General features: G+C 32.6%; 24 protein-coding genes. 9 read left to right on the top strand and 15 right to left on the bottom strand.

The features are described from left to right. The 5 genes from FH144_RS10960 to phoU all read left to right on the top strand — a co-directional run. Nucleotides 1–523: substrate-binding domain-containing protein (locus FH144_RS10960; protein ID WP_242315850.1), on the top strand; the 523-nt coding region annotated here is incomplete at its 5' end. Nucleotides 524–706: 183 nt separating this feature from the next. Continuing rightward, entirely contained in the window at nucleotides 707–1,633 is a 927-nt protein-coding gene (gene pstC, locus FH144_RS10955) for a phosphate ABC transporter permease subunit PstC (RefSeq protein ID WP_242315848.1), read from the top strand. Nucleotide 1,634: 1 nt separating this feature from the next. Then, nucleotides 1,635–2,555, top strand: coding sequence for a phosphate ABC transporter permease PstA (gene pstA / locus FH144_RS10950; RefSeq protein WP_107507950.1), 921 nt, complete (start codon nucleotides 1,635–1,637; stop codon nucleotides 2,553–2,555). Between the two features lie 92 nt (nucleotides 2,556–2,647). Next, entirely contained in the window at nucleotides 2,648–3,529 is an 882-nt protein-coding gene (gene pstB, locus FH144_RS10945; protein WP_107507951.1) for a phosphate ABC transporter ATP-binding protein PstB, read from the top strand. Nucleotides 3,530–3,538: 9 nt separating this feature from the next. Further along, nucleotides 3,539–4,177, top strand: coding sequence for a phosphate signaling complex protein PhoU (phoU, locus tag FH144_RS10940; protein WP_242315846.1), 639 nt, complete (start codon nucleotides 3,539–3,541; stop codon nucleotides 4,175–4,177). 85 nt (nucleotides 4,178–4,262) lie between these two features. Here the strand turns inward: phoU and pepF are convergent, their stop codons facing one another. Further along, complete coding sequence (pepF, locus tag FH144_RS10935; protein ID WP_242315844.1) at nucleotides 4,263–6,071, bottom strand: oligoendopeptidase F; 1,809 nt, start codon at nucleotides 6,069–6,071, stop codon at nucleotides 4,263–4,265. Between the two features lie 168 nt (nucleotides 6,072–6,239). Between pepF and FH144_RS10930 the strand changes: the two genes are divergently transcribed. After that, complete coding sequence (locus tag FH144_RS10930) at nucleotides 6,240–6,584, top strand: hypothetical protein (protein WP_242315841.1); 345 nt, start codon at nucleotides 6,240–6,242, stop codon at nucleotides 6,582–6,584. Between the two features lie 75 nt (nucleotides 6,585–6,659). On the opposite strand, the gene FH144_RS10925 is transcribed toward FH144_RS10930, so the two are convergent. The 12 genes from FH144_RS10925 to FH144_RS10870 form a co-directional block, all read right to left on the bottom strand. Continuing rightward, the gene (locus FH144_RS10925) at nucleotides 6,660–7,673 is read right to left on the bottom strand and encodes a siderophore ABC transporter substrate-binding protein (RefSeq protein ID WP_242315840.1); all 1,014 of its coding nucleotides are present in this window, start codon (nucleotides 7,671–7,673) and stop codon (nucleotides 6,660–6,662) included. 85 nt (nucleotides 7,674–7,758) lie between these two features. Beyond that, nucleotides 7,759–8,532: an HAD-IIB family hydrolase gene (locus FH144_RS10920; protein ID WP_242315838.1), complete on the bottom strand. Its 774-nt coding sequence runs from the start codon at nucleotides 8,530–8,532 to the stop codon at nucleotides 7,759–7,761. A 1,146-nt stretch (nucleotides 8,533–9,678) separates the two neighbouring features. Further along, on the bottom strand, nucleotides 9,679–10,938 hold the full coding sequence (locus FH144_RS10915; RefSeq protein WP_242315836.1) for an aminoacyltransferase: 1,260 nt from the start codon (nucleotides 10,936–10,938) through the stop codon (nucleotides 9,679–9,681). Between the two features lie 27 nt (nucleotides 10,939–10,965). Further along, entirely contained in the window at nucleotides 10,966–12,219 is a 1,254-nt protein-coding gene (locus FH144_RS10910) for an aminoacyltransferase (protein WP_242315834.1), read from the bottom strand. A gap of 503 nt (nucleotides 12,220–12,722) precedes the next feature. After that, on the bottom strand, nucleotides 12,723–13,457 hold the full coding sequence (gene trpA / locus FH144_RS10905; RefSeq protein ID WP_242315832.1) for a tryptophan synthase subunit alpha: 735 nt from the start codon (nucleotides 13,455–13,457) through the stop codon (nucleotides 12,723–12,725). Beyond that, on the bottom strand, nucleotides 13,450–14,661 hold the full coding sequence (gene trpB, locus FH144_RS10900; RefSeq protein WP_242315831.1) for a tryptophan synthase subunit beta: 1,212 nt from the start codon (nucleotides 14,659–14,661) through the stop codon (nucleotides 13,450–13,452). Before trpB ends, trpA begins: the two co-directional genes overlap by 8 nt. Beyond that, entirely contained in the window at nucleotides 14,636–15,289 is a 654-nt protein-coding gene (locus FH144_RS10895) for a phosphoribosylanthranilate isomerase (RefSeq protein ID WP_242315828.1), read from the bottom strand. The genes trpB and FH144_RS10895 overlap by 26 nt, the downstream gene beginning before the upstream one ends. Then, complete coding sequence (trpC, locus tag FH144_RS10890) at nucleotides 15,286–16,068, bottom strand: indole-3-glycerol phosphate synthase TrpC (RefSeq protein ID WP_242315826.1); 783 nt, start codon at nucleotides 16,066–16,068, stop codon at nucleotides 15,286–15,288. Before trpC ends, FH144_RS10895 begins: the two co-directional genes overlap by 4 nt. Nucleotide 16,069: 1 nt before the next feature. Then, nucleotides 16,070–17,068, bottom strand: a complete 999-nt coding sequence (gene trpD / locus FH144_RS10885) for an anthranilate phosphoribosyltransferase (RefSeq protein WP_242315824.1) — start codon at nucleotides 17,066–17,068, stop codon at nucleotides 16,070–16,072. Then, nucleotides 17,043–17,642, bottom strand: a complete 600-nt coding sequence (locus FH144_RS10880) for an anthranilate synthase component II (protein WP_242315822.1) — start codon at nucleotides 17,640–17,642, stop codon at nucleotides 17,043–17,045. The genes trpD and FH144_RS10880 overlap by 26 nt, the downstream gene beginning before the upstream one ends. After that, nucleotides 17,639–19,048 (bottom strand): anthranilate synthase component I, encoded by a 1,410-nt coding sequence (locus FH144_RS10875; RefSeq protein WP_242315854.1) that lies wholly within the window; start codon nucleotides 19,046–19,048, stop codon nucleotides 17,639–17,641. Before FH144_RS10875 ends, FH144_RS10880 begins: the two co-directional genes overlap by 4 nt. A gap of 503 nt (nucleotides 19,049–19,551) precedes the next feature. Further along, a complete protein-coding gene (locus tag FH144_RS10870) occupies nucleotides 19,552–20,589 on the bottom strand; it encodes a M42 family metallopeptidase (RefSeq protein ID WP_242315820.1) in 1,038 nt (345 codons plus the stop codon). Between the two features lie 153 nt (nucleotides 20,590–20,742). Between FH144_RS10870 and FH144_RS10865 the strand changes: the two genes are divergently transcribed. Next, entirely contained in the window at nucleotides 20,743–21,837 is a 1,095-nt protein-coding gene (locus tag FH144_RS10865; RefSeq protein WP_242315818.1) for a prephenate dehydrogenase, read from the top strand. 82 nt (nucleotides 21,838–21,919) lie between these two features. Here FH144_RS10865 and FH144_RS10860 read toward each other — a convergent pair whose 3' ends face one another. Beyond that, nucleotides 21,920–23,182, bottom strand: a complete 1,263-nt coding sequence (locus FH144_RS10860; RefSeq protein WP_242315816.1) for a Y-family DNA polymerase — start codon at nucleotides 23,180–23,182, stop codon at nucleotides 21,920–21,922. A gap of 146 nt (nucleotides 23,183–23,328) precedes the next feature. On the opposite strand from FH144_RS10860, the gene FH144_RS10855 reads away from it, so the two are divergent. Further along, nucleotides 23,329–23,514 (top strand): 2-hydroxymuconate tautomerase, encoded by a 186-nt coding sequence (locus FH144_RS10855; RefSeq protein WP_103166971.1) that lies wholly within the window; start codon nucleotides 23,329–23,331, stop codon nucleotides 23,512–23,514. A 217-nt stretch (nucleotides 23,515–23,731) separates the two neighbouring features. On the opposite strand, the gene FH144_RS10850 is transcribed toward FH144_RS10855, so the two are convergent. Next, complete coding sequence (locus FH144_RS10850) at nucleotides 23,732–24,709, bottom strand: LCP family protein (protein WP_242315814.1); 978 nt, start codon at nucleotides 24,707–24,709, stop codon at nucleotides 23,732–23,734. Nucleotides 24,710–24,855: 146 nt separating this feature from the next. Here FH144_RS10850 and msrA point away from each other — a divergent pair, with 146 nt between their 5' ends. After that, on the top strand, nucleotides 24,856–25,368 hold the full coding sequence (msrA, locus tag FH144_RS10845) for a peptide-methionine (S)-S-oxide reductase MsrA (protein WP_107508603.1): 513 nt from the start codon (nucleotides 24,856–24,858) through the stop codon (nucleotides 25,366–25,368). Nucleotides 25,369–25,410: the final 42 nt, after the last annotated feature.

Below are 25,410 nucleotides of genomic sequence, written 5' to 3'. Positions count from 1 at the left end.
AATCAACACTGGCGAAGCTAAAACTTGGAAAGATGTAAACTCAAGTTGGCCAGATAAAGAAATTAAAGCCTTTTCTCCAAACTCAAGTCATGGTACTTATGACTTCTTTGAAGAAGAAGTAATGGATAAAGAAGATATCAAAGCTGAGAAAAACGGTGACACTAACGTAATCGTTCAATCAGTTGAAAAGAACAAACAAGGTATTGGTTACTTCGGTTATAACTTCTATGAACAAAATAAAGATAAATTAAAAGAAGTTAAAATCAAAGACGACAAAGGTAAAGCAACTGAACCAACTAAGAAAACAATCAAAGAAGGCTCTTACGCTTTAAGTAGACCATTATTCTTATATGTTAAAGAAAAATCATTAAAAGAAAATGATGTAATGAGAGAATTCATTAAATTCACTTTAGAAGATAAAGGTAAAGCGGCTGAAGATGCTGGTTATGTAGCTTCTCCAGAAAAAACTTACAAAGATGAATTAAAAGAACTAAAAAAATATGACAAAGATTCAGATAAATAATAATCAATTTTAATATCAAAGGGCTGGAAATTATTCAAGGGGGAGGACAAGGTGGCATTACCGCTACCTTGTTCTCGATTATATGGGTGATTGTTAAAATGTTGTAGATTAATTTGAACTCATTATTTACCTGATAATTTCTCGCTCTTTTTTATACATTGGGAGAAAAAGAGAGGGTTATATATGGCATCAGAAACAAATGTTAGAGAATTGATAGCTAAGAATAACGCCAAAAAGGGTGGTTTCAGTGATAAAATTGTTCCCATTGTTTTAGGAATTATAGCTGCTATCTCTATCTTAACTACAATTGGTATCTTATTTACGCTAGTAACTGAAACGATTACATTCTTTACACGAGTATCATTAGCTGAATTCTTATTTACTAAAAATTGGAACCCAACAGGCTCTGATCCTAAATATGGTATTTGGGCATTAATTCTTGGAACATTGAAAATTACAGTTATCGCTACAATCGTAGCCGTCCCAATTGGTTTAGGCGCTGCAATTTACTTAAGTGAATATGCAAGTGATAAAGCACGTCGTATTATTAAACCGATTCTTGAAATCTTAGCAGGTATTCCAACTATTGTTTTTGGTTTCTTTGCATTAACTTTTGTAACACCAATTATTAGAACAATTATTCCTGGCCTTGATAGTTTTAACTCTATTAGTCCTGGGATTGTAGTAGGAATCATGATTGTTCCAGTTATTACAAGTATGAGTGAAGATGCTATGGCATCTGTTCCTTCAAAAATTCGTGAAGGTGCTTATGGATTAGGTTCTACTAGATTTGAAGTAGCTACAAAAGTAGTTTTACCGGCGGCCGCTTCAGGAGTTGTTGCATCTATCGTATTAGGTATTTCAAGAGCTATCGGGGAAACAATGATTGTATCATTAGCAGCTGGTAGTTCACCAACATCTTCATTAAGTTTAACTAGTTCTATCCAAACAATGACTGGTTATATTGTAGAAGTTGCAACTGGGGACGCAACTTTTGGTTCAGATATGTACTACAGTATTTATGCTGTTGGTTTTACATTATTTGTATTCACACTAATCATGAACTTAATCTCATATTGGATTTCTAAACGCTTCAGAGAGGAGTATTAATATGACAGCTACTACAGATGCTAACTCAAAAACGTTAGTAGACCAAAACAAAGTTGAAAAGAATATAACGAGTCGTAGTAAAAAAAATAAACTTAATAAATGGTTGTTTTTCACTTGTATAGTGATTGCACTACTTGTCCTTGTAGCATTACTCGTTCAAACGCTTGTTAAAGGGATTGGTTATTTAACACCCGAGTTCTTTACAAGTTTCTCTTCTTCTACACCATCACAAGCAGGTATTAAAGGGGCCTTAGCGGGAACTATCTGGTTAATGCTAAGTATCATTCCTATTTCAATTATTTTAGGTGTAGGGACAGCAATTTACTTAGAAGAATATGCCAAAGATAATTTCTTCACTAGTTTCGTGAAAATCAGTATTTCTAACTTAGCAGGTGTACCTTCAATCGTCTTCGGTTTATTAGGTTTAACTCTATTCGTACGTGGTGGAGGTATTGAGGCCTTATCATTAGGTAACAGCGTTATCGCAGCAGCATTAACCATGTCTCTACTTATACTACCAATCATTATTGTTTCAAGTCAGGAAGCAATTCGCGCAGTACCTAATTCAGTACGTGAAGCTTCATATGGTTTAGGTGCTAATAAATGGCAAACTATTAGACGTGTCGTATTACCAGCATCATTACCTGGTATCTTAACAGGTTTCATCTTGTCTCTATCTCGTGCATTAGGTGAAACAGCACCTTTAGTTTTAATCGGTATTCCAACCATTTTATTAGCAACACCAACAAGTATCATGTCAATGTTCACTGCGTTACCAACGCAAATCTATACTTGGGCTAAAATGCCTCAAGCTGAATTCCAAAACGTCGCTTCAGGAGCGATTATCGTATTACTTGTTATCTTATTATTAATGAACGGCGTAGCGATATTCTTACGTAATAAGTTCTCTAGAAAATATTAATACTAATACAACTACACATAGCTTAAATTAGGGAATAGAGAAGGCGATGTTAAAGAAACTTCCTTCTCTCAGATATAAAAGGAGTTTTAATAATGACAAATACAAACTTAAAAGAGAAAAAACAAGAAGTAGCAGAACACACTGATCGTTCACAAGAACCTGTTTCAACAGTCGTTTCTTCAAATGAGCACCAACACATTCAACATAATGATAGCGATAAAAAAGTCGTTTATTCTACTCAAAATTTAGATTTATGGTATGGAGATACACATGCATTACAAAATATCAATTTAGATATTTTAGAAAATAATGTTACTGCCATTATCGGACCTTCTGGTTGTGGTAAATCAACATACATTAAAGCATTAAACCGTATGGTAGAATTAGTACCTTCTGTGAAAACTGCCGGTAAAATTTTATATCGTGACCAAAATATTTTTGATGAAAATTATTCAAAAGAAAAATTAAGAACTAATGTAGGAATGGTCTTCCAACAGCCTAACCCATTCCCTAAATCAATTTACGATAATATTACTTACGGACCTAAAACACATGGTATTAAAGACAAAAAATTACTTGATGAAATCGTAGAAAAATCATTGCGTGGCGCTGCAATATGGGATGAATTGAAAGATAGATTACACACAAATGCTTATGGCTTATCTGGTGGACAACAACAACGTGTTTGTATTGCTAGATGTTTAGCAATCGAACCAGACGTCATCTTAATGGATGAGCCTACATCAGCATTAGACCCAATTTCTACTTTAAGAGTGGAAGAGTTAGTTCAAGAATTAAAAGAACGTTACTCTATTATTATTGTTACACACAACATGCAACAAGCTGCACGTGTATCTGATAAAACTGCATTCTTCCTTAATGGTTATGTTAACGAATACGACGACACTGATAAAATTTTCTCTAATCCTTCTGATAAACAAACTGAAGACTACATTTCAGGACGTTTTGGTTGATATTCGATAATGGCCATTATTAGACAGAAATACGAAGGCCAACTTGGCGATTTAATTAAAGATATTCGTCGACTTGGTCTTCGTGTTTATTTTAATATCGAAAATGCATTAGTGTCGTTAAGTGAAAATGATAGAAATTTTGCAAGAGAGATTATTGAAAAAGATAAAACGATTAATAACCTAGATTACGAAATTAATGAAAAAGTAATTATGCTAATTACTAAACAGCAGCCGATTGCTACAGATTTAAGAATGATGATGTCGGCATTAAAAATTTCAACTGATTTTGAGCGTATGGGAGATAACGCGGCAAATATCGCACATATCCGTTTACGTGTGAAGATCACAGACCCTTATGTATTAACACGATTAAAAACAATGGGGAAATTGGCTATGCTGATGTTACAAGACTTAGATAATGCTTTTAAAAATGAGGATATCACTCTAATTAAAGAAATCATTGAACGTGATCATGATATCGACGATTTATATGTCAATATTGTTAATACGACGTATCTTATTGATAATGATCCATTTGTAGCTGGACAAGCACATTTAGCTGCGCGTAACTTAGAACGCGTAGGGGATCATGTAAGTAATATTGCTGAGAGTGTTTATTACTACTTTACTGGTGAATACTACGAATAAATTTTCTTCATAATAACCCAAATAAATAGAACGTAAAAGACCTGCTACTCATTGAATGATGAATAGCAGGTCTTTCATAATATCATTAATTTTGTTGTTCTATTTGATCCGTTAAGGTTTCGACTTCATTAACTAGTTCAGAAATATACTTAATGGTTGCTTTTAATGGAGCGTCAGTAGTGATATCCACGCCAGCAATTTTAGCAAGTTCTACTGGAGATTTGCTACCACCAGCTTTAAGTGTATTTAACCAAGCATCTACTGCAGGTTGGCCTTCTTGTTTAATTTTCTGAGAAACAACTGTACCAATAGTTAATCCGGCAGAATAAGTATATGAATATAATCCCATATAATAGTGAGGTTGGCGCATCCATGTTAATTCGGCACTGTTCGTTAATTCAACCGCGTCGCCAAAGAATTGTTCGTAAACATCTCGCATAATAGAATTAAGTACCGGAGCTGTTAACGATTCACCATTATCGACTTTACGATAAACTTCACGTTGATAGGCCGCTTCAAGTAGGTGAGTTACCATATTATGATAATACGTACGGGATAATATTGAACCAATCACCCAACGTTTAAATTTAGGGTCTTCACTGTTGCTAAATAAATAATTGGCCATTAACATCTCATTCATTGTTGAAGGTGCTTCAACGAAATACATAGATGCTTCAGAATCTAATAGTTTTTGGTGTTGTTGCGCAAGAGTGAAATGTCCTGCGTGGCCTAACTCATGTGCCAATACAAACGTTTCAGCCATTTTACCAGTCCATGAAATGAAAACATATGAGTGAGTAAAATAAGGACTAGCACAATAAGCTCCTGTGTCTTTCCCTTTATTTTGAGCAAAGTCAATCCAACGTTGATTATAAGCATTATCAATCATTTGTGCGTAATCATCACCAAGTACATCTAATGCACCATGAATATACTTTTTAGAATCTTCTATTGAAATTTCAGGTTCATAACTAGGATCTACTGAAATTTTTAAGTCTTCAAAACGCATTTTATCAAGGCCATGAATTCGTTGTAATAACTTCGCATATTTCTGCATCACAGGGGCTAAATCACTCATAATTACATCAATTTGACGGTCGTACATTTCACGAGTCACTTCTTGGTCATGTAATAAGTAATCAATGACTGAATCATAACCTCTGAGATCAGCTTCAATTTTTTCTTGTTGTACATGCTGATTATAAGTAGCAGCAGTCGTATGTTGATACTTACGTAACGCATTATTAAAACTTTCAAAACTTTTTCTTCTGAATTCAGGATCTGCATTGTCTTCGTATTCATTTTCAAACGTAGCGTAATCCATTGGATAATTAATGTGGTTATGTTCAAACGATTCAAATGCGATATCTAACATTTTAGTAGTTCCATATAGTTCATATGCACTTTGAAAAGTAGGCGACAGACTTGCTAACACTTCTTCAACTTCTGGTGATAATTGATATGGTTTTCTTTCAATTAACTTTTCAAGATAGTGAGGAACTTCTGAATTAGCCATTATACTTTCAATTTCGCTACTTGGTAATAGTAAAATTTCAGATTCTACGAAGGATAATTGACTCGCTATTTTACCGTAACTGGTAGATAATTTAGCGCTTAGTATTTGAGCATCTTCACTTGTAGTATCCACGCTTAATCTTAGTTCAGCATAGTTACCTAAACGGTCTAACTGTATAAGTATTTCTTCAAGTTCAGCTAATACTTTTTCAACTATACTTGCTTCTATTTTATCTTTATATGTTTGATTAAATGCTTTAGAAGCCTGTAATACTTCTTTTAAAGTAGTATAAAACTGTTCATCACTTTCAAATAAGTCTTTTAAGTCCCATGTTTCTTGTGTCGGAATATCTTTTTTAGATGGTAATCCTGTTGACATATATATCACTCCCTAAACTAAGTCTTACGCATATTATACACAATATTTTTTTCGAACTCATTATTAAGCCTTTAGCCTGAGTTGATGATTTATAGAAAGGTGTATAATTTATTTAAATAATATTGTATCATGAGTTAATAATTCATTTTATTATGTTAGGAGAGTAATATGACTATTTTTGATATGCCAAATTATCTTTGGGTTACTATAATAGCAATGATTATTTTAACTGTTTTTTGTTCACTTGTTTTGAAAAAGTGGTTCGCAGCTGCAGTCATCACATTTGTAGTGTTAGCTGTTTTAGCATTCTTTATACCAAATTTTTATGATATTTCATTCCAACCATTATTAGGTTATGCAGCTTTTTTAGCAATCATCAGTTTAATCATTAGTTTCTTATTATGGTATTTCACCAAAAATTGGCGTCGCGAACGTAAAAAGATACAATTAGAAAAAGAAATTCAGAAATACGAGCACGATGAACCTCAATATCGTCGTCGTGATAGAAGATAAAACTAATAGAGCGAGTAGGCCACTTTTTGTGACTAACTCGCTCTATTTATTTAGTAAAAAGTGAAGGAGAATCCCTTACTTTTTAAACGCTTTTTCGATTTTATCTAATTGTTCAATAGTAGTATGAATACCGCCTTCACTGAAATACCACGCATTTGTTTCGAATTGATAGATTTGATTATTTTTTACTGCTTTCATATTTTTAATTACATCGTTGTTCAACACTGATGGTAAGGTTTTGTCATTACCATTTTTCGTACGATCTATAACCAATAATTTATCTGGATTAACTTTATTCAAATATTCATAAGTAACTGTATTACCCGCTGAATTCTCTTTCATATTTTTATCAGCATGCTGAATACCTAAATCCTTATTTAAGAAGCCACCAAATCGACCTGTAGAACCAAAGGCTTTAATTCCTTTATCATCTACATTTAAAAATAGAACCGTATCATTATTAATTGCCTCTTTAGTATCTTTTACTTTATTGCTTAATTTATTATTAAGCTCCTTGGCCTTATCTTCTTTTTTGAAAATTTTCCCTAATAATGTTGTATGATCTTTAATAGAATGAATATAGTCATTATTATCAGGACTAACAAATAATATCTTAGCATTAGGCGCTGCTTTCTTCATTTCATCTAGGGTTTTTGTATGAGCTTGTCTAAAAGAAGCAAATATTACGTCAGGTTTAGATTTAGCTAACGTATCATAATTAGGTCTTCCAGGATTACCTAAATTAGCGTATTTACTGTTTTTAAATTCAGAAAGGGAAGAGGGTAGAAATGACGCCCCTTTACCTTTAGCAATAGACACTATTTTGTCTTGTAATCCCATTTGTTGCATGATATCTAACGCACCGTAGTCTAATACAGCTACACGATCAGGATCAACAGGGACCTTAACTTTCTGAGTCTTACTTTCGCCACTGCTATGCGTGTGTTTTTGATCTTTAAATTCATAAGTGTTCTCAACTGTAATGGTTTCCTTATTAGAGGAAGATGTAGAATTAGATTTATTGCTACATGCTACAAGTATTAATATTGTAGTAATTAATAATATGCTTAATTTAAATGTATTTTTCATAATGTAACCTCCTAGGCAACATTATAATTGCAAATGATAATCGTTTTCAATAAAAATTTATTAAAAATCTCAATTATTCTTCTTATTATCTACTCATTAAACTGTCTAATACCTTACATACCGAATTAATATTAGCATCAATGAAAGTAATTGATTCTTCATTTTCAAATAAATAAGCGCTCATCGTACTGTTATTAATAAAATAGGCAGCTTGCGCATGATTGAGCATTTTAATATCATTATGATCATTTCCAAATGCAATATAAGTTGGATTTGTACCAAGTATATGAGTAATAGCAAAATATTTATTAATATGTTTAGCAGTGATATCGATATTCAATTCATTTGAGTGATTAATTAATTCTAGTTGTTTACCATTTGTAGCTAGATATGTAGCAATATCTTTGAAATTGTGTTCGTTAATATTTAATAAAATAGTCTTAATAGGTGATTGAATGTCATTCATTGAAAGCTTTTGAGCAAGACGATGAGGGTCTAAACGTTGATAAATAGTATTAGTTGTTGCTACTTCAGCAGCATAGTTCCAGTCATCATCGATAATATAATTTAAATTATATCTTTCAATAACTTCCTTAATAAGCGCAAAATCTTCATTTGAAATAGTAGCTAGTGTTTGAATATGATTATTTTCAGAAATAATCGAACCATTGCCGCCAATCAATGTAAATTCGTGAAACTGTGTAGGAAGTACTGGTAATAAGTCGCGTATAGGTCTAGCTGAAGCAAAAATAATTTTATGTCCTATGTTATGTAAACTAGAAAGTCGCTCTATAATTCTTTTATCTATATGACGGCCATCAAAACAAACCGTGCCATCAATATCGAAGATGATATTCATATACAAACTCCTTATATTACATATATACGTATATATGTATGTTATATAAAGAATTCTACCATAATGCCGTAGTAATAAGCGTACGAATATAAATGTGTAGTGAAAAGATTAATGTTTTATTTGAGCAATAATTATTAAAGTAATAATAAAAGGAGTGGCCCCCTAAAGCTCAATACATTACTTCCTATAATATATATTATGTAAACTAAAATATTGAAAAATATCTATACTGCTATTCTTAACGCTGTCACGACGATTTCTGAGCATTTAAACTTCTTAAGCCGTATAATCATCTGTTAACGTTTTGATATGAACTTTAATTTTAATATAATCATGATAAACAAATTGTCTAGTTCGTTGTTATGATGCCTATATGTACGAATACGTTGATTGGAATTCTAAACCTTTAACTTACAATACTTATTAATCATTAATAAATTATTAGCCAATTCGAATTACAAGACTAAGACATTAGTAACTTATACTTTGAAAAATTCACGGACTATAATCCGATAAGTTTGAAAACATCAACATAGCTTCAATATAATCATTAAATTTGCTAATATACGGCCGTTAAATCAACATTTATTCAAATCGTAATAATTACGTTATAAATATTGATTGTTTTATCTCAGATAAAATGTTAACTTAACCAAATTTTTCGTTTTACAGATAATTTAAATTTTACTAAATAAAATAGTTTATCAATATTATTGTTAAAAATTATAAGTGTGCTATTATAAAACTGTAGGAATCAACATGCTATAACACCTAGAATTTTACCTACAACATATTGTAACTTGTCTCTATCACTCGTTACGATAAAAAAGCAAGATATTGAAATCTAAAGTTTTCGCAGGTTTTATTATCTCGCTCTAGCAAGGTTGGGGAGAGATGCAGAATGTATAATTTCAACGCCTCTCCCTTTCTCCCTCAACCTTCGCTAAAAGCATAGGAGTGGGACAGAAATCTAGGGAGCGAGACAGAAGTCTAATGTAATTTCAAAGATTTCGTCGTCCCACCCCGGCAAGGTTGACTAGAAATGAAGAACGTGAGGTTCAAACACCCCTTCATTTCAGACAACTACTGCCATAACTAAAGGCTGAACCATTTTTTTATATTAATGGCTCAGCCTCTTCTTAAAAGTTATTTTTTTATTTTCTTACGAATACTATTTAAAGTTGTGAATAGCCAATATTTCACTTTATTAATCGGTTTATAAAAATCTCCTATCAATTCTTCAATATAAACATTAAATCCTCGTTTAAAGCGATAAACACCATAATCCTCACTATTTTCAGTAAAGTCACCAGATAAACCATAGAAATTATAGCGATCATAACCATGTTCAAAGCAATAGTTCATCATGTGCCAGTGCATCATGTATGGCCCCATATAATTGTTGTATTTCTCTGATGATCCTCCTGAGAAGTAATTCACTTCATAGGCATTCGCAAAGAAAATACCTGAAGCTAGATTTAGAATTTGACCATCTGTTTGACGCAATTCGCTCGCGTTTAAGAGTTCTTTTTTATCGTGTTCAATTTGGCTATCTAAATCGGCAATTTTTCTTAATTGCTTATCATTTTTATTTTCTTTTGCCATCATTTGATCACGACGATTTTCTTTATCACTTAAAGCGTCTTGTAATGATTTTATGTATTCGTCTAAATCAATATAAGCTAGTGGAACAAGAACTTTATCACCATAGGTATCAAAGAAATTGTAGAAATATTCGTCAGTTTTTGATACAAATCCAGTACGTGCTTCTGTTTCACGATATAAATCTAAGAATAGATGGAATTCATCTCTACCAAGAAATCTAACTTTAACTCCGTAGTTTATCGCTTTATTTATATTACGTTTACGCTGGCTATCAAATTGTTTTCTTAACGATGCAGGCGTTTCACCTTTTAAGTAGCTGACGCCCATCCATCTCGCTTGACTTGAAGTATCATATTGAGTTGTAAAACCATGATGATTATAGCCGTGTGATTTAAATAAATTAACAATCGCATCATTTTTTTCGCGACCTTCAACAGGTTGTACATCTTTATCATAGATTTGGTAAATCCAATAAGGGTCAAGTTTAACGTATAAACATTGATGTTGATGTAGATACTTTTCTAATTCACGTAAATAGAAGTCTGCAAGACCTAAGTCAGAATAGTCCATGACTGGTCCACGGTTTGAGTAGTATACATAACTTCCCATAGTTGGTATTTTAGAAAAAAGACTAGCAGCAATGACTTTATTACTTTCATCTTTAACTCCTAACAATACTACTTGGAACCCATCATTTTCACGGGTCTGGATATTTTCTTTAGTTTGAAAGTAATGACTTTCTAATGATGGATTTTGTACAAAGTTTTCATACTCTTTTACTGTTAACTCTGTAAATTTCATATTAGTCTAATCCCCTCTTAATAAAATCTATTTTTTAACCCTTTTAAGTGTCTTATAAACAGAATACATTGGTTTGTTAATTGGTTTCACAAAATCACCAACATATTCAATTACATCTGCGTTAAAGCCTTTTTTGAACTTCACAACTCCTGCGTCTTCTGCGTCTTCACTGAAATGACCACTTATTCCATAGAAATTATATCTATCAATACCATGCTCTAAGGCATAGTTAATCATTGTCCATTGAACCGCATAGCTACCAGCAAAATGTCTGTATTTATTAGACGTTCCACCAGCATAGTAAACCACTTCGAATGGGTTAATAAAGAAGAAACCAGCTGAAATTGGTAATTCATTGCCATGTTCCTTTTGTAATTCTGTTGCTTCATCAATCTTTTGTTGATTAGCCTCTAATTGTTGTTCTAAATTGACTTGTTTATTTTGTGCCTTTTTATTTTCAGGACGTTTTTCTAAATCTTTGATAGCTTTATTTAAGTCTCTTTTTAATGTTTCTCTTTCATTTTGAAGTTCTTCAATGTATTCATCAAATTTAATGTATGCTAATGGGACTAATACTCTATCTTTAAAATGTTTAAATCGAGTGTAATAGAAACTATCTTCTCTATCTTTAAAATCTTTAGTTTCTGTTGTATCTTCCATAAACGATCTAAAGATTGGCAATTCTTCTTCAGTTAAAAATTTAACTTTAACACCATTTTTTTGAACTTTTTTGGTATTGCGTTTTCGTAAACTGTCCATATTATTCAAAATATCTTTAGCTGTTTTATCTTTTAAATCAAGCACAGAATGGAATCTAATTTGGAAAAGAGAATCGAAACCTGTTGTAAATCCTTGGTGTTCAAATCCTAACTCCTGCATCTTATCAAAGAGCCAATCATTACCTGCATCATTTGTAATTTCACCATCATGATTACGATATTGATAAGGTAAATAAGGGTCAACTCTTACATACAAACAGTTATGTTGTTTTAAATATTTAGTTAATTCATTAAAGAAGAAGTGAACAAGTTCTTTATTTTCATAATCAATCACAGGCCCACGATTTGAATAAAAGTATTTAAAGAATTTCATTACAGGCACTGCTGTTAACATACATGCTGCAATGACTTCATTATCCTTGTTTTTAATACCAACTAGGTGGGTTTCTGTCTTTTCAGCAACTTTCACTTCATAATTTTCGACCGTTTGCGTAAAATGACTGTACGGCATTTTATCTGTAAAATCACCGAATTCAGTCGCTGTTAAATTTGTAAACTTCATTTTTTTATAACTCCCATTTTAAAGAATCTTTCTCTCTTGACGTTCACTATTTGCATTATAGTTTTAATAATTATTATATGTATCATTAATAAAAATTTTTATCTTTCTAATCTCGTTAATTATACAATAGTTGACTATAAAACTGAAATAGAAACCATTTCTATAAGAGAATTATTAAACTACATGCAAATTAATAGCCTAGAATGTTTAATAAACATTCTAGGCTATTATAGTAATTATCTTGTCACTTATTCTAAATCATTTTGCTTTAATTTTCCAACCATTAAAACAAGGGAGCGAGATAGAAATCTAATGCAATTTCTAAGATTTTATCGTCCCGCCCCGGCAAAGTTAACTAGAGATGAAGAAAGTCCAGTTTGGATGCATCTTCATTCCAGTCAACCCCTGCCTAATCACATAGATTATAAATTTCACTCATGATAATTTAATAGGTTACAAGTTATCATAATGTAAAAGTCACGTTATTATTTTAAATTTCTTATTTATTCATACGAATCCAGTGTGGCCCTAATCTCGTTTAGATATGCTTCAAATTCCGTTGTATTCCCTTCCTCAATACGACGTACGATTTCACTTCCGATTACAATACCATCTGCTACAGCAGCTATACTGCGAACATGTTCAGGTGTTCGAATACCAAAGCCAGCTACTACTGGAATAGAAGTATATTCTTTTATCTTGTGTAGCTTTTCTTTGAGTTCAGGATGAAACGTACCATTTTCTCCAGTTGTTGCATTCATAGTTACTGTGTATACAAATCCTTCTGCACTTTCAGCAATTGTTTTGATTCTATCTTGGGAAGCGGTCATTGCTATAAGCGAAATAATCTTTACAGAAAATTTAGACACTTTGGCTTTCAATTGCTCTGTTAATTCAAATGGTAAATCTGGAATAATCACTCCATAAACATTCACATTTTGACATCGTTGGAAGAATGCTTCTTCGCCATAAGACAATATAATATTATAGTAAGTCATCAAAACATATTTATTTTTAATTTCACCTTTATGTTTTTCTAATTCTTCAAAGATGTAATCAATCGTTATGCCATCTTCAATTGCCTTATTACCTGCCTTCATAATTGCTGGTCCATCCGCTACTGGGTCTGAAAAAGGAACCCCAATTTCTATAATATCGGCACCATGTTTATCTAGTAATTTAACATCTTCGATAAAGCCTTTCGCTCCCATTAAATAAGGTATAAATAATTTAGTCATGTAAATCACCTCTTTCTTCAGTGTATTGACGAATTGTTTCCATATCTTTGTCTCCACGACCTGAAACAGTAACCACAATAACTTGATCCTTATCCATCGTTGGAGCTAATTTTTCAACATAGCTTAGTGCATGCGCACTTTCAATTGCTGGAATAATTCCTTCACATTGACTGAAGCGGATAAGTGCTTCCATAGCTTCTTCATCGCTAGCATTTTCATATTGAACTCTTCCTATATCATGATAATATGAATGTTCTGGTCCAATACCTGGATAATCTAAACCTGCTGAGATGGAATGTGCTAATTCAATTTGACCATGATCATCTTGAATAAGGTACATCTTAGAACCATGAAGTACGCCTGGACGCCCTTTTCCAATAGCCAGAGCGTGTTTATCTGTATTAACACCTTTACCAGCTGCCTCAATACCATATAGTTTTACATCATCTTGAATAAACGGATAGAACGTACCAATTGAATTGGAACCGCCACCCACACATGCAACCACCGCATCCGGTAAACGCCCTTCTTTATCAAGTATTTGAGTTTTAATCTCTTGGCCAATGACACTTTGGAAATCTCTAACCATAGTTGGAAACGGATCTGGTCCTAAAGCAGAGCCTAGCAAATAATGTGTATCGTCTACATGGCTCACCCAATACTGCAGTGCTTTATTTACCGCATCCGATAATGTACCCTGTCCATCATCTACTGCTTCCACTTTCGCGCCAAGCAGTTCCAATCTAAATACATTAAGTTGTTGGCGTTTAATGTCCTCTCTGCCCATAAACACTACTAGTTCCATATCGAAAAGTGCTGCAACGGTTGCACTCGCTACTCCGTGTTGCCCTGCGCCAGTTTCAGCAACCAACTTGTTTTTGCCCATACGTTTTGCAAGTAACGCTTGTCCTATCGCGTTATTAATTTTATGTGCTCCTGTATGATTTAAATCTTCTCTTTTTAAATATATTTTTGCGCCACCTAACTTTTCAGTGTAGGATTTCGCGTATGTTAATGGCGTTTCTCTACCTACGTAGTCTTTTAAATAATAAGCGATTTCTTTTTGGAATTCTTCATCTTGCTTAGCTTTCTGATAAGCTTGCTTTAATTCGATAATCGCTGGCATCAATGTTTCTGGTACATACTGTCCTCCATATTCTCCGAAAAATCCTAATTCATCAGCTTCTGTTTGTATATTTTTCATTTTTTAACACTCCTTTAACTAGTTTAACGATAGTAATCATTTTGTTTTTATCTTTATTTCCTGCTATTTCGATACCGCTCGAGATATCATAACCTGCATGTTTAAGACCCATTTTCTCTATTTGTGTAATCTTATTAGCGTCTATGCCTCCAGCAATTAAATAAGGTACTTCAATATCAATATGATTTAATAAACTCCAATCAAAAGACTCTCCAGTACCTCCATATTGAGTTGAAGGTGTATCAATAATAAATAAATCGACGAAGTCTTTATATAGTTTCATAGTTTCTGCAACTTTATGATCAGCTGACAACGCTTTAATTATCTTAATATTCTTGAAATTATCCCTAATATTTTTTATAAATTCTGGTGATTCTCTTCCATGAAATTGAATCGTATTAATTGCTGTATTTTCAATTAAATTTTTTACTTTTTGAAAAGTAGGATTCACTACTACCACAACTTTATCTATATCATTAGACATAAGAAGTGACATTTTGTTTATATGACTGATATCAACATGTCTTTTGCTTTTAGGATAATGTATAAAGCCGACCATATCTATATTAAGTAAATTGACTTTCTGGATATCTTCTTCCGTCTTAAATCCGCAAAATTTTAATATCATATGTTCACCTTACGTAACTTAAGGTTAGGCATAAATGATGATAAATCATCACAATTCATCAAGGCACCGCCAATTAATAAACCATCGATTCCAGAATTAACGATGTTCTGAACATCTTCAACTGAATTAATGCCACTTTCAGAAATATAGTAATGGCCAGGTTGCTTACATTGCAATATTTGATTCGTATGTTCAACGTTCGTTACAAATGTTTTTAAATCTCTATTATTAATTCCAATAATTTTAGCATTTAAATGATAAGCTCTTTCTAGTTCTTCTTTATCATGCACTTCAACCAATACTTCTAACCCTACAGATGTTGCATAGTTATACAATTGCGTTAATTGCGTATCTGTTAAAATATTAACAATTAACAATATAATAGATGCGCCAGCTTTTTTAGCAACATCAATTTGAAGCGGGTCTACGATAAAATCTTTACATAGTACTGGTAACGTAGTTTTAAGTGAGAGCTTTTGTAACCTTTCAAAGCTTCCCCCGAAGTACTGTTCATCGGTTAGCACTGAAATCGCATTCGCACCGTAACGTTCATAATCTTGCACTTGTTGAACTAAATTACGTTCATGAAAAGCTTTGACTGAAGGACTTTTAGATTTTATCTCTGCTATAATACTCAAATCATTGTTCTTTTCTAGGGCCTTCGATAACACGGATTTAGTAGGCAAGTTAATTTCGCTTAATGTTTTAAGTTTAGACGCATAATATCCCTCATTTAACAGTTGCTTTTTATAACTTACAATCTCGTTTAAAATCGTCATATTAATTGCCCTCCATGACTAAACATTGTTTCATGGCACAGCCACTATCAATTAAATCCTCAGCTAATTTTATTCCTGCTTTAATCGTTTCTACTTTTCCAGATACATAAAACGCTAATGCTGAATTTAGAACGACTACATCTCTTTTGCATGTTTTATCGTGTCCACTAAGAATGTTGAGTGTGATAGTTCTATTGTCTTTAGGTGTGCCACCTTGTAGTTCATTATTATCAGCATATTTCAGACCATAATCTGTAGCATTTAAATAATAATGCTCGATGGTGCCATTTTCTGTTATTTCATAGATTTCGTTATCTCCAGAAAGCGATGCTTCATCCATACCATTTGCGCCATGTACGACTATAGCGCGTCGTCGACCTAAATCTCTTAGAGTTTCAGCCACCATTTTTAACTTAGTAGGATCATAGACGCCCATCACTTGATAGGATAATTTGAAAGGATTAATTAATGGTCCTACTAAATTGAATATCGTTGGCGTACTTATCATTTTTCTCAGAGGTTGAATATACTTCATTATTGGATACGATTGTGTCGCGCTAATAAATGCTAAGCCTTTTTCGTGTACTTGAAAAGGCACTTCCGACACATTAGTCGTAGCAATATCTAACTCTTGAAGCAAATCTGTACTTCCAGAATTTGAAGTTATACTTTTATTACCATGTTTAATTACCGGAACACCTGCACTTGCCACTACAAATGCTACTGTGGTAGAAATATTAAAGCTATTCGATCGATCACCGCCTGTGCCGCATACACATATACTGTCTTCGTAAGTTGGTTGTTGTGGGTACATAATTTGTATTAAGCTATTCACTACATAAGTCAATTCTTGTTGTTGAATATCTTTCTTTGTGAATTGTAGTAAAGCTTCAACCTTTTTATCATTATCAATTGATGGATTAATTAAATATTCAATAAATTGGGTAATTTCTTGTTGATTTAACGTTTGATGTTTATTGAGTTGAGCTAAATTTTTCATTTATGGTGCCCCTTTCACTAACGATGTTGATGAAATTTTGAATGATTTGAGTGCCAAATTCTGTCGCGAATGATTCAGGATGGTATTGAATACCGTAATGAAGCTTTTGAGTGTCTTCAAAAGACTGTAGCGCATCTTTACTTTCGCCAGTAATTGTTAAATTAGGTGGAAACGTTTTGGTATCACTAACAAGTGAATGGTAACGCATAATTTTAAATTGTTTAGGTAGACCTTGGTATAACCTTGTTTCATGGGTTACCTTCATTGTATCTACCTTGCCATGCATAACCTTTTCCCCTTGAATAACCTTGCCTCCGTAGTAACAAGTTAAGGCTTGTGCACCTAAACATACGCCTAAAATAGGCAATGCCTGATATGCTTCAATAATTTTCATTAAACAATCTGTGTCTAATGGGTGTCCCGGCCCAGGTGAGATGATGACGCCGTCAACCTTAGACGTATAAGTTAATACATCTTCATCATCAGGATATTTAATAATGGTTTCTTCTATTTGATTGACGATATCTACTAAGTTATAGGTAAAAGAATCATAGTTATCTATCACTAATATCATGGTGTCACCTCTAATAAACTTTTGGCTTTTAATCGCGTTTCTTCTAATTCTTTTTCAGGGACGGAATCATAAACTAGGCCACACCCTGCTTCAACTTGTATAGTGGTATCATCGACGAGCATTGTTCTTATCGCTAAGGCAAAATCTAAATTTTGATTACAATTGATGTAGCCTATACCTCCACTATAAATTCCTCTTTTATACGGATGAACTTCATATATACGTTCTATCGCTCTTAGTTTTGGGGCACCAGATACCGTACCTGTTGGTAATAAATTGGCTATAACTGTCATAGGAGACAATTCCTTTTTAATTTTTCCTTTCACTTCACTTACAAGATGGATGACATGTTCATATTTTTCTATTTCCATTAGTTTTGTTAGTTGTGAAGTACCAGTAACGCTCACTCTGTGAATATCATTGCGACCTAAATCTACTAGCATGCTATGCTCGCTTCTTTCTTTTTCATCTGCTAATAACTGTTGCGCGTTTCGGTCATCCTCTTCAGGCGTTGCGCCTCTTCGAATCGTCCCAGCTATTGGATTAGTGATAACTTCTCCATTATGCACAGCAACGAAACTTTCGGGAGAACTCCCAATAATCATCTCGTCATCCATGTTGATATAGTACATATATGGACTAGGATTTTGTCGTTTTAAATTTTGATACAATTGATAGCTCAATCGATATTTATCTTGCCCAAAGTAATGTTGGTAACTATAAATTCTTGAAGGCACAACTTGAAACATATCTCCTTCAGTAATTTTTTGCTTTAGGTATTTAACTATTTCTATAAATTTATCATTCGAAATATTAGGAACTATTTCAGATCGTTTAGGCGGTAAGATATAGTTTTCTTCATAAACTTTTATTTGAGACAATGCCTTAATATTCTTTTTCACTCTAGCTTTTAACTGTTTATTGTTATCTCCTGAAAATTGATTAGTTGCTATCACATACAAGTTTTCTTTGTAATGGTCAAAGACATACACATCTTCGATCATATAAAATCTCACGTCATAATTTTTGTTGTTTTCATTTACTACTTTTTTCTTCAAAACTGGAAATTCATGTCTTACTAAATCAAAACTACAACCACCGATAAATCCAGAAATAAAAGGCAATTGTTTTAATTTGTCATCTGTAATTGTATGGTTGAAGCGGTTAATATAGTCTTTCAAATAATTATATGGATCATCACTTATCACAGTAGTTGTATCACGAGTTGCAATTTTTAATTCTTTGTCAGTTAGTGTCAATGTCCCATAATTATCAAATGCTACTATGGAGTATCTGCCCTTTACTTGCTGCTGGCTTGCACTTTCTAGAATAATTTTCTTTTCTTTTAAATCACCTAAAACTTCTGGGGTGATTTTTGCCTTTAAAACTTCATAATAAAATTCCATATTTAATCCTTTCTCCACAAAAAACGCCAACCTCCTTGTTTACAAGGACGCTGACGCGCGGTACCACCTTAATTAACTAAATATTTTAAATAATCAAAATATTTAAAGTTCACTCATATTTCATTTAATTGTCTTTGTATAAACCCAATTTCATTATTAGAGGTGTTAGTTTACATCAACCACTAACTTTCTATCGCTACCGTTCTAATAATTACTACATTTATACTGATTTAATTGTATACAAAAAACACCACAACTAACACGTCTATCATAAGGACGCGTTACCGTGGTGCCACCTTACTTAACATAAAATTATGTTCACTCATCATGTATAAAATATTGAAATTCTGAGCCCATTTCGAACGATATGTTGTGCTAATTTACATCACCCATTAGCTTTCTTCTTACTACAAATCATATCATCTACTTAATTAACAGAATTGTTTAATAATTCTTATATTTCAGTATAATACACACTTATAATTTATTTGTCAACATTCATTTTATAAATTAATTGGAGATAAGCAATATGCATATAGTAAATCTTGAGTTGCCTTTATCGATTCAATATGTGTGCGTTCAAGTGCATGAGAAGATTCAATTCCTGCACCAAATAACCCGTGACGAATATCTGATCCGGCTTTTAACGCCGCTGAAGCATCTGAGCTATAGTAAGGATAAATATCAATCTTATAAGGAATATCATGAAGCTTACACAAATTAACTAAATGTGCTTTTAAACCTTTATGGTATGGGCCCGAACCATCTTTTGCACAGATTGAAACAGTATATTCATCAGACGCTTGGCCATCTCCTAAGGCCCCCATATCAAAAGCGATAAATTCGACGATATTCGGTGAGATAGATGCGTTGGCTCCATAGCCAATTTCTTCATTATTTGAGATATAAAATTGAGTTGTATGAGGTAACTTAATATTCTCCGTTTTAAGCTTTTTAAGCAATTCCATTATCATTGCTACACTTGCTTTATCATCTAGATGTCGAGATTTGATGAAACCTGAAGAAGTAATTTGAGTTCTAGGATCAAAACTTACGAAGTCTCCTACTTCTATCCCTAAATTTCTAGTTTCTAATGCTGTTGTCGTCTTCTCATCTATACGGATTTCCATATGTTCTATATCTCGTGGAATTTGATGGTTATCTTTATAGACATGAACACTAGTTTCGTGTAAACAAATTGTTCCAGTATACACTTCGCCAGCTTCAGTTTGGATTTCACAATATTCTCCTTCAATAGCATTATAAGTAAAACCACCGATTAAGCTAATAGCTAGACGACCATCTTCCTTTATTTCTTTAACCATTGCACCTAATGTATCTACGTGCGCCGTAATACATCTTTGCATTTCATAATCTTCACCTTGAGCTGTAATAATCAATGCACCTTTGTTAGTGAGTTGAGTTGGATAGCCTAATTGCTCTACTTTTTCTTTAACATAGTTAATAGCATTTGTAGCATTTCCTGATGGACTATTAATCTCAGTTAACTCTTGTATCGTTTGTAAAATTGTTTCGCTCATTCAAATTCCCCCTCTATAAAAAATGTTATTTATTGCCATTTTAGCTTATTTATAATTCTATCTCTATTATTTCTATATTCTCTTATTGTTTAAATCTTAAGTCTAATTTACAATGTATATATTCTGAAAATTTCGAAATAAGGTGATTCTTTTATGGTTAAACATATTTTATTTGTAGGTCTAGGATTAATTGGCGGGAGTTTAGCTAGTAATTTAAAGTTTTATAGATCAAATTTTAAAATTTCAGCTTTTGATACTAATACTAGCCAACTACATAAGGCCTTATCCATTGGTATTATTGACACTATTGTTGAAGATTACGCTACTGGTGTTAAAGACGCAGATATAATTATATTTGCTACGCCAGTTCAACAGACTGAAAACTATTTAAAAGAATTGCCTAATTATCAAACTCGCCCCCACCCCATTATTACAGATACCGGTAGTACTAAATTAACTATTCAAAGATACGAAGATAATCTTTTAAAACATAACATCCATTTAGTTAGTGGTCATCCTATGGCAGGAAGTCACAAATCTGGTGTTTTAAATGCTAAAAGTCGTTTATTTGAAAATGCCTATTATATTTTAATTTATAACAATCCACGCAATGCTAAGGCAGCAGAGATTTTACAAGAATTATTATCATCAACTTCAGCTAAGTTTATAACCTCTTCAGCTGAAGAACATGATTTTGTAACTAGTATTGTGAGCCATGTCCCTCATATTTTGGCAGCAAGTTTAGTACACGTGAGTGAAAGAAATGCATTTAGCCATCCCTTAATTAAACAATTAGCAGCCGGTGGTTTTAGAGACATAACCCGTATAGCTAGCAGTAATGCTAACATGTGGAGAGATATTGCACTAAGTAATAAAGAGAATATTTTACAAGGTCTAGAAATGATTCAACGACAAATTAAAGATATTTCTAACCATATTAAAAACAATGATTCTAAAAAAATATATGACTTTTTTGACAATGCAAAAAAGTACAGAGATCAATTACCTGCTAAACAACAAGGCGCCTTAAATACTGAGTATGCACTATATATTGATATTCCGGATAAAGTGGGTATGATAAGTAAAATTACTACTATATTAAGTTTACATAATATTTCTATAAGTAACTTAAAAATCATTGAAAATCGTGAAGATATTTTAGGTGCCTTACAAATTTATTTTAAAACTCCTGAACACCGAGACTTAGCTATTAAAGTCTTGAGTGATTTCGAAACACATATTCTATAAATAAAAGCATCCTCCTTTAATTCAATGCTGTTTCGACAACTATCGAATTGCAGCATTAGTAATTAATTTGGAGGATGCTTCTCTACATTTTATGTCCTGCCATTAATCCTAACCGTCCATGTTTCGTTCCTGGATCGGTATATGAAATAGCCTTAGATACGATGCCTTTTCCATATTTACTTTGTAAGTAATCAATTGTTTTAGCTAGTTTTTCATCTCTTTTTCTCGCATATTCATCAATAAATAAATTTAATTGTCTATCGTTTTCACTAATTAATTGTGTCAATGATACGCTAAGTGTTCGATACAGTGCTTGCTTATCACATAATTGATTAGCATAATAATTAACGACTTTAAAAATATCTCTTTCTAAATTAGTAGCATCTGTTAAAGTATACTGTTTGTGTACACCCCCGCCTTCGGTATATCCAAATGAAAAATGGATTGTACGCGCTAATTGCTTACGTGCTCTTATACGACTTGCAACATCTTCTATAAGTTCTTGCATTACCACTTTAGTTTCTTCAAATCGGTAATCTCTCATTAAAATTTGGCTTTTACAGATTGAGGGATTAGTAATATTATATTTTTCTCTTACTTTACTTTGGTCAATGCCATTAGCGTGTAAATGCATATCAGTTCCTAAAATTCCAAAGTCTCTTTTTAAATATCTATAAGAATATTGAGCTAAGTCTCCTACCGTAATAATCCCTTTTTTATTCAACTTCATCTCAGTTTTTCTATTTATTCCCCAAAAATCTCTTAGCGGCTTTATTTTCCATAACTTCTGTGGTATGTCATGATAACGCCATTCAGTAATACCATTTTTTGTATGCTTAGCTTCAATGTCCATAGCGACTTTACTTAATAACATATTAGAGCCAATGCCTATCGTACAATATATACCTGTTTTATCTTCAATCTCCTGTTGCAATCGTTCAGCAAATGAAATGACAGTAGAATTAAAACGATGATAGCTATTTGTCACATCCATAAAAAATTCATCGATACTATATTGATGTAAATCTTCTCCCGGAACATATTGCAATGCAATTTTAGAAATTTCAATTGATACTTCTAGATACTTTCTCATACTAGGATTAATAATATAAATGTCATTTCGATGTGGAATTTCAAATAATCTTGAGCCTGTTTTTATTCCAATTTCCTTTAACTTAGGCGTAGCCGCTAAAACTACTGACCCTTGTCGTTTAGTATCAGCAACTACAGCTAATTTGGCTTTTAGTGGGTCTAAACCTTTTTCAATACACGCAACACTCGCAAAAAAACTCTTTTGATCAATACACAATACATCTCTGTCTTCAAGTAAATTATAGTCATACACATTAGCAACCTCCCTTAGACACTTTCATTATATACGAACAAGTGTTCTATTTCAATACATAAAAGAACGAATGTTCTATTATTTTTATGGAGCGCTTTTCAAAAAAATGCTATAATAACTATAAATTCAGAAAAGGAGGCCTATATATGCCGATTGTAAATGTTAAATTACTTGAAGGACGTTCTGATGAACAATTAAAAGATTTAGTAACTGAAGTTACAAATGCTGTAGAAAAAACAACTGGTGCTAATCGTGAAGCTATCCACGTGGTTATTGAAGAAATGCAAAAGAACCATTATGGTGTAGGTGGAGTAAGAAAATCTGATAATTAATGCAAAGTTTACATAATTATCTTATTGTTACATTAAAACAAAGATTTTTATTAATTTTATGGCTTACTCTTTTAAAAATTCATTGAAGTAACATAAAAAAATGGCGTGAAGATATTTTCTCATAATGAGATGATCTTCACGCCATTATAGTAGCGACTAAAAAATTTATCACTTTTGCTTAAAAGCTGTTAACTAGCTTTTATCACACTTTCTTTTATTATTCGTTAAAGAACTTTTTAATTGCTTCTTTATTTTTTTCTTTATCAATCTCTAAGGCGCTACCGTCGTTATTAGTATTTATGTTTTGATAAGAATTCTTCACTGGAACCGTTAAGGATTCAACATTCTTATCTCCTCTAATACCAAAGCTAGTTCCTGTTTGGAAGATTGCTGAGTTAGGCATGTTTGTATTAATGTAACCTCTTAATATACCAGCAACCTTTGGTAATTTAACAACCGTACTAGGTGAAACAAGTTCTTGTTTTAAAGTTTGCATCACTTGCTGTTGTCGTCTTACACGGCCAAAATCGCCTTCTTCATCATGTCTGAATCTTGCATAGCCAAGTAATTCTTTACCATTTAAACGTTGATGACCTTTCTTAAGCGCTACGCCTATATTTTCAGACATATTTTTTTCAACATCGATTGGTACACCATTAGGTTCTAATTCATCAATCATTTTTTCAAAACCTTTAAAGTCAATAACAGCATAATATTCTGGATTAATACCTAAGTTTTTATTTAATGTCTTTCTTAATAATTCTGGTCCTCCAAGTGAATATGCCGCATTAATTTTATAGTTCTGATAACCAGGGATTTCTGCGTAAGTATCACGCATCACTGACAACATCTTCATCTTTTTATGTATGTAATCATATTGTACAACCATAATTGAATCGCTACGTGATTGCCCACCATTTGCCTGGTCAGCGCCTAGTACAAGAACTGAAATTTTCCCGTCATTTTTCACTGGGCCGTTAAATTTGTGCACTTTAATATCTTTAGCATGTTTTTCTGCATAATCAACACCGCTACGATAACCGTGAACAATATAGATAATAGCTATTATTAATAATAATGCTAAAATCAATATTATAAAAGGTAACTTGCGAAGCTTCTTTTTCTTTTTTCGTCTGGAAGGTGTTTGTGTCTCTACGTGTCGTCTGTATACTGTCTGATCCTTCTCTTCTGTCATATTTACCTACCTTTTATCTTTTAAATATCTTCAAAATTGTATATCTATGTATTATAATTATATATAACAAAGTTATAGAAATTACTTCAAAAAATCAAGTAATTGCTAAATAAATGGTACTAAGGTCCAATGAAAGGATGGCATAAATGAATATTAATACAGCATATTTTGCTGGTGGTTGTTTCTGGTGTATGACCAAACCTTTCGATCAGTTTGATGGTATAGAAACAGTTACATCTGGCTATATGGGCGGTTCAACTCAAAACCCAACGTATGAAGAAGTAAAAAGTGGAACTACAGGCCATTACGAGATTGTTAAAATTGAATATGATGTAGCTTTATTCTCCTACAATAAGTTACTCGAAATCTTCTTTTCTGTAATTGATCCATTAGATGACGGTGGCCAATTCCAAGATAGAGGTTCGCAATATCAAACAGCCATATTCTATACAAATGATCATCAAAAGAAACTTGCTGAAGAATATATAGAGCAATTAAAACACAGCATATATTCTGATAAAGCAATTGCTACAAAAATCTTACCCGCTTCAACTTTCTACAAAGCCGAAACTTATCATCAAGACTTTTACAAAAAGAATCCTGAACGCTATGCTCAAGAACAACAAGATCGAGCTAACTATAAATCATCTAACTATTAATTAAATAAGGCATCCGAACAAGTGAGTAACGCTATTCCTATC

The organism is Staphylococcus sp. acrmy, from assembly GCF_022690565.1.
Taxonomy (GTDB): Bacteria; Bacillota; Bacilli; order Staphylococcales; family Staphylococcaceae; genus Staphylococcus; species Staphylococcus caledonicus.
The sequence above is the reverse complement of the archived record's forward strand: the minus strand, read 5'-3'. Positions and strand labels throughout refer to the sequence as shown.

Bases quoted from the DNA above. Each gene is read 5' to 3' on its own strand.
- FH144_RS10895 (WP_242315828.1), bottom strand. From the start codon at position 15,289: ATGATATTAAAATTTTGCGGATTTAAGACGGAAGAAGATATCCAGAAA.
- FH144_RS10875 (WP_242315854.1), bottom strand. From the start codon at position 19,048: ATGGAATTTTATTATGAAGTTTTAAAGGCAAAAATCACCCCAGAAGTT.
- FH144_RS10915 (WP_242315836.1), bottom strand. From the start codon at position 10,938: ATGAAATTTACAGAGTTAACAGTAAAAGAGTATGAAAACTTTGTACAA.
- pstC (WP_242315848.1), top strand. From the start codon at position 707: ATGGCATCAGAAACAAATGTTAGAGAATTGATAGCTAAGAATAACGCC.
- FH144_RS10920 (WP_242315838.1), bottom strand. From the start codon at position 8,532: ATGAATATCATCTTCGATATTGATGGCACGGTTTGTTTTGATGGCCGT.
- trpA (WP_242315832.1), bottom strand. From the start codon at position 13,457: ATGACTAAATTATTTATACCTTATTTAATGGGAGCGAAAGGCTTTATC.
- pstA (WP_107507950.1), top strand. From the start codon at position 1,635: ATGACAGCTACTACAGATGCTAACTCAAAAACGTTAGTAGACCAAAAC.
- FH144_RS10880 (WP_242315822.1), bottom strand. From the start codon at position 17,642: ATGATATTAGTGATAGATAACTATGATTCTTTTACCTATAACTTAGTA.
- FH144_RS10865 (WP_242315818.1), top strand. From the start codon at position 20,743: ATGGTTAAACATATTTTATTTGTAGGTCTAGGATTAATTGGCGGGAGT.
- FH144_RS10910 (WP_242315834.1), bottom strand. From the start codon at position 12,219: ATGAAGTTTACAAATTTAACAGCGACTGAATTCGGTGATTTTACAGAT.
- pstB (WP_107507951.1), top strand. From the start codon at position 2,648: ATGACAAATACAAACTTAAAAGAGAAAAAACAAGAAGTAGCAGAACAC.
- FH144_RS10870 (WP_242315820.1), bottom strand. From the start codon at position 20,589: ATGAGCGAAACAATTTTACAAACGATACAAGAGTTAACTGAGATTAAT.
- pepF (WP_242315844.1), bottom strand. From the start codon at position 6,071: ATGTCAACAGGATTACCATCTAAAAAAGATATTCCGACACAAGAAACA.
- FH144_RS10855 (WP_103166971.1), top strand. From the start codon at position 23,329: ATGCCGATTGTAAATGTTAAATTACTTGAAGGACGTTCTGATGAACAA.
- msrA (WP_107508603.1), top strand. From the start codon at position 24,856: ATGAATATTAATACAGCATATTTTGCTGGTGGTTGTTTCTGGTGTATG.
- trpC (WP_242315826.1), bottom strand. From the start codon at position 16,068: ATGACGATTTTAAACGAGATTGTAAGTTATAAAAAGCAACTGTTAAAT.
- phoU (WP_242315846.1), top strand. From the start codon at position 3,539: ATGGCCATTATTAGACAGAAATACGAAGGCCAACTTGGCGATTTAATT.
- FH144_RS10930 (WP_242315841.1), top strand. From the start codon at position 6,240: ATGACTATTTTTGATATGCCAAATTATCTTTGGGTTACTATAATAGCA.
- trpD (WP_242315824.1), bottom strand. From the start codon at position 17,068: ATGAAAAATTTAGCTCAACTCAATAAACATCAAACGTTAAATCAACAA.
- trpB (WP_242315831.1), bottom strand. From the start codon at position 14,661: ATGAAAAATATACAAACAGAAGCTGATGAATTAGGATTTTTCGGAGAA.
- FH144_RS10925 (WP_242315840.1), bottom strand. From the start codon at position 7,673: ATGAAAAATACATTTAAATTAAGCATATTATTAATTACTACAATATTA.
- FH144_RS10850 (WP_242315814.1), bottom strand. From the start codon at position 24,709: ATGACAGAAGAGAAGGATCAGACAGTATACAGACGACACGTAGAGACA.